This window comes from Pseudomonas sp. Van50, from assembly GCF_055390755.1.
Genome location: NZ_AP024343.1, coordinates 3478132 through 3493184, shown reverse-complemented (window position 1 = coordinate 3493184; position 15053 = coordinate 3478132). Strand labels below are relative to the sequence as shown.

The 15053-nt window shown below is 57.0% G+C and carries 13 protein-coding genes; 5 read left to right on the top strand and 8 right to left on the bottom strand.

Annotation, left to right across the window (positions count from 1 at the left end; genetic code table 11):
* Window positions 1-2: 2 nt before the first annotated feature.
* The 6 genes from ACZ5M5_RS14815 to ACZ5M5_RS14790 form a co-directional block, all read right to left on the bottom strand.
* Window positions 3-2618, bottom strand: coding sequence for an aminotransferase class III-fold pyridoxal phosphate-dependent enzyme (locus ACZ5M5_RS14815; RefSeq protein WP_464739311.1), 2616 nt, complete (start codon window positions 2616-2618; stop codon window positions 3-5).
* Window positions 2615-3655 (bottom strand): fatty acid desaturase family protein, encoded by a 1041-nt coding sequence (locus tag ACZ5M5_RS14810; protein ID WP_464739310.1) that lies wholly within the window; start codon window positions 3653-3655, stop codon window positions 2615-2617. The genes ACZ5M5_RS14815 and ACZ5M5_RS14810 overlap by 4 nt, the downstream gene beginning before the upstream one ends.
* Complete coding sequence (locus ACZ5M5_RS14805) at window positions 3640-4662, bottom strand: hypothetical protein (RefSeq protein ID WP_464739309.1); 1023 nt, start codon at window positions 4660-4662, stop codon at window positions 3640-3642. Before ACZ5M5_RS14805 ends, ACZ5M5_RS14810 begins: the two co-directional genes overlap by 16 nt.
* Before the next feature lie 11 nt (window positions 4663-4673).
* Window positions 4674-4940, bottom strand: a complete 267-nt coding sequence (locus tag ACZ5M5_RS14800) for an acyl carrier protein (protein ID WP_158249652.1) — start codon at window positions 4938-4940, stop codon at window positions 4674-4676.
* A 45-nt stretch (window positions 4941-4985) separates the two neighbouring features.
* Window positions 4986-6686: an AMP-binding protein gene (locus tag ACZ5M5_RS14795; RefSeq protein ID WP_158249653.1), complete on the bottom strand. Its 1701-nt coding sequence runs from the start codon at window positions 6684-6686 to the stop codon at window positions 4986-4988.
* 302 nt (window positions 6687-6988) lie between these two features.
* Window positions 6989-8014: a LacI family DNA-binding transcriptional regulator gene (locus tag ACZ5M5_RS14790; protein ID WP_103308250.1), complete on the bottom strand. Its 1026-nt coding sequence runs from the start codon at window positions 8012-8014 to the stop codon at window positions 6989-6991.
* Window positions 8015-8354: 340 nt separating this feature from the next.
* Here ACZ5M5_RS14790 and ACZ5M5_RS14785 point away from each other — a divergent pair, with 340 nt between their 5' ends.
* The 3 genes from ACZ5M5_RS14785 to ACZ5M5_RS14775 all read left to right on the top strand — a co-directional run bounded on the left by ACZ5M5_RS14785 (window position 8355) and on the right by ACZ5M5_RS14775 (window position 11852).
* Window positions 8355-9323 (top strand): Gfo/Idh/MocA family protein, encoded by a 969-nt coding sequence (locus ACZ5M5_RS14785; RefSeq protein WP_464739308.1) that lies wholly within the window; start codon window positions 8355-8357, stop codon window positions 9321-9323.
* 55 nt (window positions 9324-9378) lie between these two features.
* On the top strand, window positions 9379-10338 hold the full coding sequence (locus ACZ5M5_RS14780) for a sugar phosphate isomerase/epimerase family protein (RefSeq protein ID WP_060742452.1): 960 nt from the start codon (window positions 9379-9381) through the stop codon (window positions 10336-10338).
* 95 nt (window positions 10339-10433) lie between these two features.
* Window positions 10434-11852, top strand: coding sequence for a sugar porter family MFS transporter (locus ACZ5M5_RS14775; RefSeq protein WP_060742453.1), 1419 nt, complete (start codon window positions 10434-10436; stop codon window positions 11850-11852).
* A 142-nt stretch (window positions 11853-11994) separates the two neighbouring features.
* Here the strand turns inward: ACZ5M5_RS14775 and ACZ5M5_RS14770 are convergent, their stop codons facing one another.
* Window positions 11995-13419 (bottom strand): ATP-binding protein, encoded by a 1425-nt coding sequence (locus ACZ5M5_RS14770; protein ID WP_464739307.1) that lies wholly within the window; start codon window positions 13417-13419, stop codon window positions 11995-11997.
* On the bottom strand, window positions 13416-14078 hold the full coding sequence (locus tag ACZ5M5_RS14765; protein WP_060742455.1) for a response regulator: 663 nt from the start codon (window positions 14076-14078) through the stop codon (window positions 13416-13418). The genes ACZ5M5_RS14770 and ACZ5M5_RS14765 overlap by 4 nt, the downstream gene beginning before the upstream one ends.
* A 147-nt stretch (window positions 14079-14225) precedes the next feature.
* On the opposite strand from ACZ5M5_RS14765, the gene ACZ5M5_RS14760 reads away from it, so the two are divergent.
* Both ACZ5M5_RS14760 and ACZ5M5_RS14755 read left to right on the top strand, forming a co-directional pair.
* Complete coding sequence (locus ACZ5M5_RS14760; RefSeq protein WP_060742456.1) at window positions 14226-14492, top strand: PepSY domain-containing protein; 267 nt, start codon at window positions 14226-14228, stop codon at window positions 14490-14492.
* Window positions 14492-15037, top strand: coding sequence for a cytochrome b/b6 domain-containing protein (locus ACZ5M5_RS14755; protein ID WP_464739306.1), 546 nt, complete (start codon window positions 14492-14494; stop codon window positions 15035-15037). Before ACZ5M5_RS14760 ends, ACZ5M5_RS14755 begins: the two co-directional genes overlap by 1 nt.
* The last annotated feature ends 16 nt before the right edge of the window (window positions 15038-15053 follow it).

Sequence of the window (15053 nt, the reverse complement as noted above, 5' to 3'; positions counted from 1 at the left end):
TCTTAGATGGTTTCGACAGCGGTAGCGGTGCTGAATCGTTCGGCGTATCTGCGCCACTGATCGGGATCGAGGGCTTTATCAAAACTGCGAAATCCAGCCAGCATGAAACCGTGGCGCACGGACAACGATTGAACCAATTCAAGGTCATCATTGCTGAGGTCCAGACCAAGGCTCGTGTGGCAGGAGATACCTTCGAGGGCGAGCATCATGGTTTCGGCCATGCAGGCATATGCGAGGTCTTGCGGGATACCGTAACGTGACCCCAAGCGTGCTTCTCCGGGCATTTCGACAATGCCACCGTCAAGCACCAGCACGTCCGGCCGGCGACTTGAGATATCCTGGCTGACATTGGCAGGTCGGGAGATGTCACACAGGATGGCACCTTCGGCGATGTCATCGGCGCTGATAAAACGCTCGGCGCTGTTAGTCGCAATCAGTACCAAGTCAGCGTCGGCCAACGACAGGTTGATGTCGTTACTCCAGCGCAGCGCGGTACGCTCACCGTTTTCAGTCAACAACAAGGCTGCGAGATCCGCGCTATCGTGTTCGTTCAAACGCTCAGCGATTCCGGCAAGTACGCTGCCGGGCGCCGGCACGCCCTGCGTGCAGAAGTTCACCAACTGAGTAATGACAGAGGCAAAGCGCGGCGTGTTGAACCGTGCACTCATCGGGTTACCCACCAGGGTGACCTGTCCGGCCTGCATCGCAATCAACCGCGCGATGGCCGAGCCTATGCTTCCGGTGGCACCAATAACCGCAACGCGCATGTCCTGCATACGGCGCCCTGTCATTTCAACTGCGCGGCACGATGCCTCGACCGCTGTAAGCAGCGTGTAACTGTTACCCGTCGTCAGGGCCACGCCTTTATCCAACAAACGCAAGCCACCACCGGTCACGATTGAGGTATGCCCTCCTAGCCCGACCAACGTTGCACCGCGTTGCTTGGCCATGTCGATGGCCTGGCCGATCAGTTCACAGGATTCCTCAATGGGCATCGCCGCAAACTGCGCCGCGGAGCGTGGCACCATGATCAGATCACCGGTCACTCTGCGACCGGTGGCGGGCGATGTAAGCTCGACCGTAGAGACGAAAAATGGGTCCATCAACGGATTCAAGCGCTCTTCAAGCATGCGCAACGACTGTTGAGAATAATGACTCAGGCTTTCATCGAATTCGGCATAGTTCGAGAGCTCCAGGGGATGCAGAACAAATGCAAAATGGTTATCAGGCACTGCCTCGGTAAAGCTGATCTGATGCAGCGGAGCTGGCGGTGGTCCCGACGAGCAGGGCTGAGCATCAAGCAGATGAGCAAGTAATGTGCCCGTACGCCCCTCCTCCACCCATTGCAGCGTGCGAGCCAACGCCTGGATAAACACTTCACACTCGGCTCGCCCGGCAATGAGGGGAGGCTCGACACGCATCACGTTCGCGCCGTTGAGGGTCGGTGCAACGCGTACACCTTCAACATTGAGCAGGTAGCTTGCGAGAATGGGAACAAGGCTTTCCTGCTCCCCCATGATGCCGGTGAAGCCGCCGTAGAATTGCGGATAGTGACTACGATCAAGATCAAACTCGATGCCGATCAGGTAGCCCGCACCGCGTACTTCCTTGATGAACGAGGCGTGTCTTGCCGCCAGCTCGTTGAGCTGTTCCAGCAGGTAGCGTCCGTTATCTCGCACGTTGTCCAGCAGGTCTTGACGTTCGTCCAGTAGATCCAGCACTTTCAGCCCGATGCGGCAGGCCAGTGTGTTCCCGCCGAAAGTAGATGAGTGCTTGTTCTGGAAGTCTTCGCTGTACGCGTTCTTGCTGATCAGGCAGGCACCGATCGGCATGACCCCGCCGCCCAGGGCTTTCGCCAGCAGCAGGCAGTCCGCTTGCACCCCCGCACTGGCGAACATCTGCCCGGTGCGTCCCAGTCCGGTTTGAACCTCATCGATAATCAACAGGGTGCCGCTGCGATCACAGGCGGCCCTGATTTGCTGCAGGTACTCGGGCGGCGGCAGATTGATTCCACCCTCGCCCTGTACCGGTTCAATGATTACTGCAGCGTAGGCGTCAGGGTGGCGCTGTAATTGGTCTTCAAGGGCCTGAATGTCGCCATAGTCAACAAAATCAAAACCAGGCAACGGCGCTTGGAAACCTTCCTGATATTTATCCGAGCCTGTCGCTGAGAGCGCTCCGAGCGTCTTGCCATGGAAGCTCTGGTGGGTCGACAAAATGCGCTTGCGGCCTGTCTTGATAAGGCAGGCTTTAAGTGCCGCCTCTACCGTTTCGGCGCCACTGTTTTGAAAGGTCACGCTTCGGTAATCGCCTGGCGCGATTGCTAATAGACGTTGTGCCAGCAACCCACTTGCCGCCAGGGAGGATGGCTGCACAAAGATCGGTTCCCGACTCAGTTGAAAGCTGGCCAGTTCGGCCAGCAACGCGTCCGGACTATGGCCGAATGGCAGCGCACCGTACGCACCGAGGAAATCCAGGTAAGCCCGTCCTTGTGCGTCATAGAGGTAGCAGCCCTCGCCGCGTACAAACGTTTTGTCGAGCCCTACCCGACGAATCAATTCGCCGACTGCAGGATTCACATGCTGCTCAAATGGACTGATTTGCTGCCAACGGCTCATGAAAGATTCTCTGTGCTGTAGGGTGACGAAACGGGCGATAGCCGACCCGCTGTCTGTCGATAAAGATCCGCCGCCACACCCTCGGCCACCATGATTCGTTCATGGGCTGGTCTCAAAGAGTGATAGGGCAATGCCGGAAAAAGATGATGCATGGCGTGATAGCGTTGGCTCAGGGGCTCAAGCAGTTCCAGCCAACTTCCCTGGCGATCATGGGTCGACGAATCGGCCAATTGCCATTGAAGTGATACCGGTTCACCGCTGGAGGCATACCGATGCGCCAGGTATGTACGGAACATGTTGATGAACAACACACCATAAATGACGGCAAGGAACAGGCCGACACGCGACCACGGCAACATCTCTGAGCCTGCTGCAGCGATCAGCCCCCACGCATAAAGGCTGGTCGCTATCTCCAGCAGGTAGTTGTAGCCGCGCGCGCTGCGAAAACGCGTCGCCGAGTTTCGGTAGGCGGCATGTAAGGTGACCGCACTGTATCGCTCGATGACCCGCCGACGCAGCGGCGCAATGCACCAAGAGGCCGGGCCAAGTACTGCAAAACGGACCAGCAGCAATAGCGGCGTAAAAAGCGTACCGACCAATAAGGTGATCACACTGCGGCCAAACTGCTGCTCAAAGGGCAGGTACTCCGGATCCTGGCGAGTGCCGTAGCGCCCGAGGGTATGGTGGTCGATATGGCTCAAATACAAAAACGATGGCAACAGCAGTGGGATACCACACGCCAGGTTCCACATCAGGTTGAACCCGGGTACAGCGCGGCGCGGCATATGGCTCAGCTCATGAATGAACATGGCCGACCGGTAAAGCGTGAACACCGCCGTGCCATACCATAACGGCCAAGTCACAGAACCGGCGCCTTCCAGCATGGACAGTGCGACCCAGAACAATCCGATGCTCAACCCGAAGTCCAAGCGATAGCGCCATGCATGATGGCGTCGCAAGTCCTCGATCAATGGGCGCAACTCGTCCACGAAGGTACGCCCGTCCAGGTTTGCGACAGGCTTCACCGACGTTTCCAAATGACACCATCCAGGTAGAAGTGATGCAGAACGATGATCAGCGGTACCAGCCCTACGGAAGGCATCTCCAGGCTGAGCACCAACAGACTGGCCAGCCCCAGCGTACTGAACCAGATCCACGGTTTAGCCCCCATCCGCTTGACCCAACCGTGTGCAACACCCAAGGCGCCTGTGACGGCTGGCTGGGTTTCAGTTCGGCGCAGTCCAGCCATTACGGTAGACGTGCACACCAAGTGGTATTGCAGCGCGTGGATGCTGGTACCGATCAAAATAAGCGCGTACAGATCGCTCACCAGCAGGTAAGCGGCGTTATACAGCCCCAGCGAAACCGCCAGCATGACCAGTACGAAGCGCGGCAAGCCTTCTTGATGACGCTGCTGTCGCCGCTCGGCAACCAGGAATTGAAGCGTCGTGCCTGCGAATACAGCGTATGCCAACCAAGCCCAGAACGGCGCGAGTGCCGGCGTTGGAATTGAGATGTTCGCAAACGGCAGCGTCTGCTCAAACAGTTCGTAGTTTCCAAAATGAAAACCACCGTGAGTGATGCGATAAATCAGCGGCGCAGCAAACCCGGCCAAAACCATGTTGCGAATCGGCAAAGTAGAATGTTTATACCCGGCCTTCTTCGCATAAAGTGCCGCCACACCAAAATGCTGTTTACACACATGATAAGGCTGCCAATAAACCCAGATCGCCACAAGCCAAGGTAGAGCATTCAGGCTGTAGAGGGCGACGCAGAAGACACTGATAACAACTAATCCCGCCCAGAATTGCACTTTGTGCCGCTGATACTCCAGCGGCTCAGCGAACAATCGAACGTGCGTATGCAGCACATGGGGAATATCTAGGAACAGCGCAAACAACAACGCGCCCACCAGAAACGCCGGTCCCTGCATAATAGCCAGTAACAGCGCGACCGAAATCAATGGGCCTCCAACCAGAATAGCCAGCGTGTCGACCTTGGCACTGACGAACCACGGCATTTTTACATACGTATTAGTGGACATTGACGCCCCCTTTATATCGCCGCGGAAAACGCGAGTGTGTTCGCACGCTCAAGTATCATCGCCAACTCATGAAGCGTTGTCGTCGCATCAACTTGGTCGGCAGGCAAGCTCAGCGATAAGCGACCTTTCAACTCGGAGAGCAGCGTTAGTTGCCCCATTGAGTCCAAGCCCAAATCCAACAACGTATCGTTAGCCTTTATCGCGGAACCGCTCAAATGAGCCGGTAGAATCCCCTGTATTGAAAGGCTTTTTATCGTCTGGCAAATAACATCAAACACAAGTGCTCCTTGCACGTATGCAATCCGTGCTGTTGTAAAAGATGATTAAGCGGAAACGCGGTCAGTATTGACGGCAGCAGAACTCAAACGGTTACTCAAATACAGTCGACTTAATGCCTGACGCTGGATTTTCCCACTTGTGGTTTTAGGGAATTCCGAGCGGCGGATCAGCAGCACTTCATCCACTTGGACGCCGGCTTGGCGTACAACGATCTGCGCCACTTCGCGACGCAACTCCGCGGGATCCCGAGTGCCAAGAGCATTACTCGCCATGACCACTACAACGCATTCCTTTGAACGCTGAATGTCGATGCAGGAAAAGGCAGCGACAGAACCGGCAGCTAAATTGAAGGCACTTTCCAGCGCCCATTCAATAATGTGCGGATTGACGTTGACGCCTGCACGCGTAATCAGGTCCTTGCTGCGCCCGGTAATGAACACTTCATCGTTCAGCAGAAAGCCCAGATCACCCGTGTCATACCAATCTTTTGCTTGGGGTCGCACCGGATCCATTTTCAAGTAACGGCGAATGATACTGTCGCCCCTGATCTGCAGCCGGCCAAGCTGGCCCTGCGTCAAACAAATCTGGTGTTCATCTACGACTCGAAATTCGGTTTCACCGACTGCCGTGCCATTTCCTAGATAAGGTGCAGAGCCGGGAGTGCCAGGCGCTTGCTCTTTGACCAGCATTGAGCTGTGCAGGCTCTGAGTGTCCAACCAGCGAACGCGCATACCTTGTCCAGGTGCGTTGAGTGAAACCGCAACCACTGCTTCCGCCATACCGTACGCCGGTTGCAGTACACCCACTTGCAGGCCATGAACTGCGAAGGCAATTTCAAACTGACGGAGGTGGTCATAAAACACTGGCTCGGCACCCACCCAGGCATAGCGCCAATGGGACAAGTCCAGTTCACCTTCGCGCACGCGTCCGGCGAGGCGGCTGAGCAAGGCAAATGCAGAAGTTGGCGCTGGTGACAAGGTACCCTTGAAGCGAGACAGTGCCTGCAGCCAAGCCATGGGCTGTCGAGAAAACTCGTGAGTCGGCATCAGCACCAGATCGATAGAACACCACCAGGCCAGCGTCAATGCGGAAAGCCCCATGTCGTGGTGAAGCGGTAACCAACTGACCATCCGGTCGGTCGTGTCGACGTTTACACGCTCGGCAATTGCCTGACAATTGGAACTGAGCATCGACTGACTGATGCACACCGCTTTAGGCATTCCGGTACTGCCAGATGTGAACTGTAAAATCGCCAAGTCTTCAGGGCGGCTCAAGGCTGGCTCATCGACGTAATCGGCTATCGCGCTCATCTGCTTGAGCAACTCGTCATCCGTCAGGGCGACGTCTGACCATGAGCCCGGCAACTTCGTCGCTATCGCCCCGCAGGTCATTATCAACGCAGGTTCAATCAACTCCAGCATTGCGGCCAACCCGCTGCCATCACGCATTGTCGTATGAGTTAAATCGTGCGGCAGAAGCGCGATTGCCAATCTTTCGGCCCACGCGGCGAGCACCACGGTCAGCACCTCCATGCTCGAAGGCATGCAGATCGCTACGACCTGCCCCGGTTCAAGGGCACGTTGGCGGAGTACCTGACGCGCCTGATAAACCTTCGACTTGAGGTCCAACTGCGTCAGGCAAACGGTAGAATCATGATCAAGAACCGTTGTGAGACGGTCCGGTGGGCACAACAGGAATTTTTCTATGAGGCACAGGCGGGCATGTGCAACTAATCCATTAGTCATCGCGTTCAGTCCTTGAAACATCTTGCAAAGACTAAATATTGTCCAACAATCTGTCAATATGGCTCTTTGATATTAATCAGCCAATAAAACGACGAAAGCGTAAAGCTTGTAGAGAATCAAAATTATCATATTGATTTATATAGATTTTTTACTTATTTGCCGGAATCTTTCGCGACATCAGTGGCGCAACCGGGAACATCAATGTGGCAAGGAGCACCGTTTCTCGATCGGTACTGACTCCGACACAGGCCTCCATCCTTGGTTTTGCCGAGGGACACGGCTGGGTAGAACGCAACGTGGCCTTACGCTCCACAGTTGTATCGAGTGTGAATCAAGATCTGTGTTGAAGGTGGCGTTGTCGCGGCTCCCTCAACCGCTCCTCGTATCCAGCGCACCGCTGCGGCAGTCTCGCCAACGAAATCATGAGAGATAACATAATCCATGACGCCGGACTCAAGCATCGCCCGCGTATGAACGGTAAGCTCATGGCCGACGAAAATAGGCCGATCCTCAGCCGCAATGGTATCTATCGCTTGAGCAACGCCCCGATTGGCACCGGCCACGTTGTAGATGGCTGCCGGGTAGTCGTGCTTGGAAAAATAACGCGTCAATTGTTCAGTCGTAGTCTGAGGGCGATCGTCGGACATCACTCGTTCGTCGATTTTCAGATACGGAAACTCGGAACGGAGCACCCTGCGAAACCCCATCTCCCGCTCTTGCTGACAGCGAAACGGCACACTGGTCACTAACAGAATTTTTGCCGGTTCCTTGGGTAACGCATTGCCTATCAGTAACCCGGCGACACTGCCCGCCGCATATTGATCGTTGCCTACATAAGCGCTTCGCCCGGAATTAGGCAGGTCGGTGGTCAGGCAAACGACTGGTATGCCTAGGCTGCACAGTTTGCGAATCGCGCGATTGATCGCCGGATGCTCGCGCGATACCACGATCACACCATCCGCCGAGGCGCCCTGTGCCTGAACCTGATCAGCAAAAGTGGCGGGATCGACCTGGTTAGTCGGTTCATAGTAGCCATGCACGACGACGCCTGGTGTCGAAGCGTTCACCAATGCCTCGGCGTCGGCCAACGTTGCATTGAAGGTTTCGCCCGAATCGCAAAAGAGCTTGATCTGCAACGTTGCCATGCCGTCAGCCAAGTCTTTCCTTAGCTTATCCAGCGCAGCCAGGACTTTCAGACGGGTGTTTTCCCGAACGCCGGGACGGTTGTTCAGCACACGATCGACGGTCGCAGGCCCGACCCTCGCCACCTTGGCGACCTGTTGAACGGTGGGGCCCTTCCATAAGCGCGCTGATGTTTGCGTGGTCATATGGCACGCCCTCTTTTGATGTTATTTACACCATATAAACATTCCCGATGGTCGGCTTCAAGAGCAATGAAAAACGGTACTGCACTCTTGAATTTGAGGTTTTTCACATCATAAACCGCCTATGGTGCTCCTTGATGCTTGCTTTTTCGGCGCTAATAATCGAGGCATAACAAACACAACAAACCGCCAGGATAGCCCCATGAATAACTCGCCTCATCGGTTGGTTTCGACCGCCACGGCCAAGCCGCTCGTGGCCCACCTTGCACCTCCCTTCTCAGTCAACGTGCTCGCGCGTTCGACGCTGCGTAGATGACTTTCGCCCATTGATAGGTAGTTGAATATGAGCATACGAATCGCCGTTATCGGCGCGGGAATTATGGGGGAGGATCACGCCCGCATCATTGCCCAGGACCTTCCGGGAGCCACTTTGCATGTGGTGTGTGATGCGTCGCCAGAGCGAGCGAAGCTGATAGCTGACCGTTATGGAGCCGCTGACGTTTCCACTGACCCACTGTTCACGCTTTCAAGGTCCGATGTCGATGCAATCATCATCGCCAGCCCGGACGAAACCCATGCGGTCCTGACCATGGCAGCCATTGATGCAGGGAAGCCCGCACTGTGTGAAAAGCCGTTGTCTCAAAGCCCGGACCAGTGCCTGGCGGTCATCGACAAAGAGGCCTCCCGGGGTCGCCAATTCGTGCAACTGGGCTTCATGCGCCGGTTTGACCCTTCGTACAGGGAAATGAAAAGTGCCTTGGGCGACGGCGTGATAGGTCGGGCTGTGATGATGCACAACTTCCACCGCAACGTAGAAGCCCCCGCCAACTTCAGCGGGCAAATGGCGATCAGTAACTCCGCGCCGCATGAGTTCGATGTGGCACGTCACGTGCTCGATACTGAATACGTTGCCATTTCGGTGTTCCAACCCACCCACACGTCTAAGGACGGCGTCGGCGCCCCGGTATTCATGGTGCTGGAAACCCGGGAAGGCCATCTGGTGAACATCGAAATCAACAACAACGCCCATTACGGGTACGACGTCCGTGGCGAGTTGGTGGGCGAGTTGGGCTCCGTGCAGCTGGCCACCCCGTACATGCTCGCTTCAACACCCGTCTTCAGGGTTTTGAAAGGTACGCTGCCGATTGGCGGCCGCGTTTCGCCGACGCCTATCGCCTGCAGAACAAAGCATTCGTGGAGTTCATCACCACAGGTAGTTTCCCTGTCCATGCCGCGAGTGCTTGGGACGGCTATTGCGCAGCCATTGTCGCTCAAGCCGGCATCGAGGCACTCCATCAGCGTCGCCGGGTAGTTTTGCCAACGCTGGAAGCACCGCCCCTCTACCGATCGCGAGAAGGAGCTACGTCATGAAGCTGGGATTCGTCACCGATAGCCTCGGCAACCTGCCCCTGCGGGAGATGCTGAAGCAGGCTGAACGGCTGGGAGTGTCGGGCCTGGAGATCAACACCGGCGGATGGTCGACCGCGCCGCACTTTGACTTGGCGCAGATGCTCGCCAGCGCCGATGACCGCAAGGCCCTCAAACGCAGCTTCCAGGAACACAGTCTGGAAATCATTTCCTTGAACGCCAACGGCAACCCTTTGCATCCCACGCAGCCTGCACAAGGCCAGTGTCTCAAGGACACGATACGCGTAGCCGGTGAGTTGGGAGTCAAGACCGTCTGCACCATGTCTGGCTTACCTGAAGGTCAGGCCGGCGACAAGATGCCGAACTGGGTGGTTGCCTCATGGCCTCCCGAAACCCAGGCAATGCTGCGCTATCAATGGGAAGAACGCCTGCTGCCCTTCTGGAGCGAAATAGCTGATCTGGCCAAGGAAAATGGTGTGGAACGCATCGCTTTGGAGTTGCACGGTAACCAGTGCGTCTACAACGTCCGCTCGCTGCTGAAGCTACGCAACGCAATCGGACCGGTGATTGGCGCCAACCTTGATCCCTCGCATCTGTTCTGGATGGGCGCTGACCCGCTGGTCGCCGCCGAGGCACTGGGCGACGCCATTTACCATGTGCACGCCAAAGATACTTTGCTTAACGCGCCAGTCCAGGCCGTGGATTCACTCCTGGAAAATGGCTCGTTGATGGATATCTCATCCCGAAGCTGGTCCTACATCACGCTTGGATTCGGCCACGGTGAGCAATGGTGGCGGCAGTTCTGCTACCGCTTGAAGATGGCTGGCTACGATGGCTGGCTATCGATCGAGCATGAGGACGTTTTACTCAACAGCCTCGAGGGTTTGGAAAAGTCCGTAAGACTGCTACAGAGCGTCATGCCAGTAGCCACCAGCGATTTCAAACCCCAACCCATCTGAATCGCACCACGAGAAAAACCAATGTAATTGCATGTTGAAACGCTCACTGCGATGGCGAGTGAGCACTCCCATGAGTTTCAGTCAGGAATATCACAATGACAATTAATTCCTACGGAAATACGGCAGACACTTCAGCCACTTTTGTAAGTCCTGAAAAACACCAGGCACAGCGCTACCTGCAAAAAATCACTTGGATTGCCACGTTTGGCGGCCTGCTATTCGGCTTCGATACCGGCGTCATCAATGGCGCCTTGCTCTACATGAAAGATGACCTGGGCCTGACACCCTTCACGGAAGGTTTGGTTGCCAGCGCCCTATTGATCGGCGCAATGATGGGGGCGCTGTTCAGCGGTCGCCTATCGGACCTCAAGGGTCGCCGCCGTATCATTCTTTTCCTCGCCGTAGTGTTTTTTCTTGGCGCGTTGGCTTGTGCGCTGGCGCCCACCCTCAACGTCATGGTGGCGGCCCGCTTCACGCTGGGGTTAGCGGTGGGCGGCGCATCGGTCGTCGTGCCGGCGTATCTGGCGGAGATGGCCCCATCCAGCATCCGCGGTCGCATCATCACTCGCAACGAGCTGATGATCGTCACCGGGCAATTCCTGGCCTTCACCACCAACGCCACACTGGGCAATTTGTTTAGCGATCTCGACGGTGTTTGGAGATGGATGCTTGCCTTGGCAACCCTGCCAGCAGTGGCACTCTGGTTGGGAATGCTCTACATGCCGGAAAGCCCGCGCTGGCTAGCCACCAAAGGGCGCTTCAGAGAGGGCCTGGAGGTACTGAAACTGGTACGGGAGGAGTACTACGCCAAGGCTGAGATGGAGGCCATCACCCAGCAGATCAGCAACGAACGATTCATCAAAAAAGGTGGCTGGCGCGATCTGTCTCAAAAGGGCGCGCGACGAATCTTTTTGATTGGCATCGGTATCGCTGTTACGTCGCAGCTGACCGGAGTCAATTCAATCATGTACTTCGGCACCCAGATCCTCACAGAAGCAGGCCTGGAGCAACGTAGTGCACTGATCGCCAATGTCGTAAATGGCGTTATCTCGATTGGCGCAACGTTCGTGGGCATTGCGCTGCTGGACCGCGTGGGCCGTCGCCCAATGATGCTGCTCGGTTTCACGGGTACCACATTGTCTTTACTGTTGATTGGCCTGGTTTCAGTTTTTGTCGATCCCTCCGTTACCCGCGCCATGCTCATTCTCGGCGCCATGGCGATGTTCCTTGCCTCCATGCAAGGGCTGATCGGGCCCGCTTTTTGGGTACTTTTGGCGGAAATCTTCCCAATGCGCATCCGCGGCGGATGCATGGGTATGGCGATCGCAGCGTTCTGGTTGACCAACGTGATGATCGGCATGTTTTTTCCATCTTTGGTTGCGACGATCGGGATCGGCCAAACCTTCTTTGTGTTCGTGGGAGCAGGACTTCTATCTCTGACCTTCGTCGCGGTATGGGTACCGGAGACACGAGGCAGCACCCTCGAAGAGATTGAACAGCGGTTGTATGGTTAGGCGAGGATGAAGTTTCCCCTTAACTGCCGTTCCTCCGCTTCCCTATTTCGCTCCATTTTTTGGGAAGCGGCTCTCCTCTGCTGATGGCTGTGCCCGAGTTCAGGCCGCTTTTAGCGGGAAGTGGTTTTCGTTCGGAGTTCACCTACGTCGTCACGGTGACAGATGCGTTACTCGAATTTGCGAGAACGTTATAGGGGCGGCTGGCCTGGTTCAGGCCGAGTTCTGCACATACGCCCCCGCTTGTTCGATTGTAAATGTGCAGGGTGCAACCAATTTTACGAGTAATCATCTGTACGATGGCCAATCCCAAGCCCGCGCCATTGGCATTGCCTCGGCTGTAAAATCGCTCGAACAACCTTCCAAGCTCCCCTTCTGCTATTCCCGGCCCGGCGTCTTCCACCCTCAAGCTGGCCATGCCCGCCTCGTCCTTACGCACCACGACAGTCACCTCGCTGCCTGGGGAAGAAAAGTTGAGGGCATTGGTCACCAGATTCTGCATGGCAATGGCTAACGCTGTCGGCTCGGTTTCTACCCAACACTCTTCATCACACTCCAGCACCAACTCCACGCCCTTTTCCATGGCCAGTGGCGTGAGTTCGGCCAGTTCTTCGCGGACCAGCTCGGTGAGTTGCACGCGTTGATACATGGGGTTGTTCAATTGCGGTTCGATGCGGGCCATGGTGAGCAGTTGGCTGCCGATACGGGTGGCGCGGTCGACGCCATTGACCAGGAAATCCAATGCCTCGCGCCGCTGTTCTTCGGTGACGGCGCTTTGCGCGTTCTGGGCGTGGATGCGCAGGATTGCCAAGGGTGTACGCAGTTCGTGGGCGGCGTCGGCGATGAAGCGGCGCTCGCGCTCCAATAGATCATCCACCTGATCCAACAGGCGGTTGAGCGCGGTTTGCATGGGTTCCAGGTCGCTCGGCAGCGGCTTAAGGTGTAACGGCTGCAAAGAATCGGTGGTACGCCCGCGGATAGAACGGGCCATGGCGCGCAGGGGGTTGAGGCCCCAGCCGATGACCAGCCAGATCAATAATGCCAGCAGCGGAACACCGATCAGTGTGGGCCACAGCGTGTGGCGAACGATGCGCTGGATAAGGTCCTGGCGAATGTCGTCGCGCTCGCCCACCCATATCAACAGGCCCTGTTGCGGGTCAGCCAGGAGGAAGGCGCACCAGTCGTTGCCGTTGTCCACCAGGTCGTGGGAGCCAAGGGTGACGGGCGGCGCATCGAGGATCGGTGCTTCGGCGGAGCGCACCAGCAGTTGGCCGTCGGTGCGCCAGACTTGAAAGGTCAGGCGGGTTTCGTAGGGATGGGCTACACCGTCTGCGCCGACACGGCTCATGGCCTGGTCGAAGGCTTGGTAGAGACGGTCCCAGTCGGCCTCGCCGGGGGCGCGTTGGTGCAGCACGCCTTGCAGCAGGCGGGCACTTTGAGCGAGTTGCGCGTCGTAGACCTCTTCGATTTCGTGGTGGCTGTCGCGCAGGACCAGCCAACTGATCAGGGCGTCACCCAGCAGGATCAGCACCAGCACCGGGACGAGGATGCGCGCGCGGACGGAAATCATGGTTTGAGCGCCAGTACGTAGCCGACACCACGCACGGTACGGATCAGTTCGGTGGAAATTTTTTTGCGCAGGTTATGGATCAGCACTTCGAGGGTATTGCTCTCGACGCGGTCCTGCCAGCCGTACAACGCCCGCGATAGCCGCTCGCGTGTCACCACTTTGCCGGGGCGCACCATCAACTGGTGCAGCAGTTGATATTCCATCAGTGTGACGATGATCTCCTCGTCCTGATAGCGAACCTGCTGGGTGGCTGGGTCGAGGCTGACGCCAGCATGCTCCAACAGCGGTTGTGCGCGGCCCTGGCTGCGGCGCAGTAACGCACGCACGCGGGCCTTGAGCTCCTCCACGTCGAACGGTTTGATCAGGTAATCGTCAGCGCCCGCATCCAATCCGGCGATACGCTCGGCGGTGCCGTCGCGTGCGGTGAGGATAAGCACTGGCAGGTCGTGCTGCTCGGCACGCAATTGCTGCAACAGATCGAGGCCATCCAGGCGCGGCAGGCCGAGGTCGAGCAGCAGCAGGTCGAAGCTTTCGCTGCGCAAGGCATGCAATGCGCCAAGGCCATCCTGCAGCCAGTCAAGGGTGTAGCCTTCGGCGCCCAATGCCACGCGAATCCCCTGGCCGAGGGCACGATCATCTTCGACGAGGAGTAGGCGCATCGCAAAATCTCTCTAGGAATCGGCGGCATCATGCCGGGTTCTATCGGGGGCTATTCCGGCAAAGATGTTACAGCTCGTTACCAACTAAGGTTTCGCTAAGGTTGGTTTTGCACTGTGCAAGCTCCCACAAACGCTGAGAGCTTTTCCATGCGCAAAATTCTCCTGTTGTCCTTGATTATCGCCAGCCCGCTGGCCGTCGCCGGCCCGCAATGCACCACCGCCGAACGCTCGCAATGGCAAGACGAAAAAGCCTTCCAGGACAAGCTCAAGGCCGAAGGCTACCAAATCAGCAAGTTCAAGGTCACCGACGGCAATTGCTATGAGATCTACGGTTTCGACAAGGACAAGCGCAAAGTCGAGATCTACCACGACCCGGTGACCGGCAAGGCCGTGAAGACTGAGATAAAAGGCTGATGCAAGGCGAATCCCTGCGCCTTTGGGACCCGCTGGTGAGGCTGTTTCACCTGTCTATCGCCGGGGTCTTTGTTGCCAATTACTTCTTCAATGAAGCGGGCGACGACTGGCATGTCTGGCTGGGCTACTACGCCATGGGCTGGCTGCTGGTACGAGCGGTGTGGGGGTTCGTCGGGCCGCGCAGTGCGCGCTGGTCAGACTTTTGGCCGACACCGACGCGGCTTGCGGCCCACCTGCGCTCGCTGCTCAGGGGGCGCCCGCAACATCGCCTGGGTCACTCGCCGCTCGGCGCCCTGGTGATGGTGGCGATGCTGGCGGCGCTGTTGACCCTTGGTATCAGCGGCTTTCTGATGCAGGAAGTCGATGCTTTATGGGGCGCCGATTGGCCGCTGCAAATCCACGAAACCGCGGCCAATGTGTTGCTGGGACTGGTGTGCATCCATGTGCTGGCAGCGGTGTTCGAGAGTTTCCAGCTGCGGGACAACCTGCCGTTATCCATGCTCACCGGTCGCAGGAAGCGCCTGCCGGATGAGCGTGCACCGTAATCTTTTTCCGAATTGG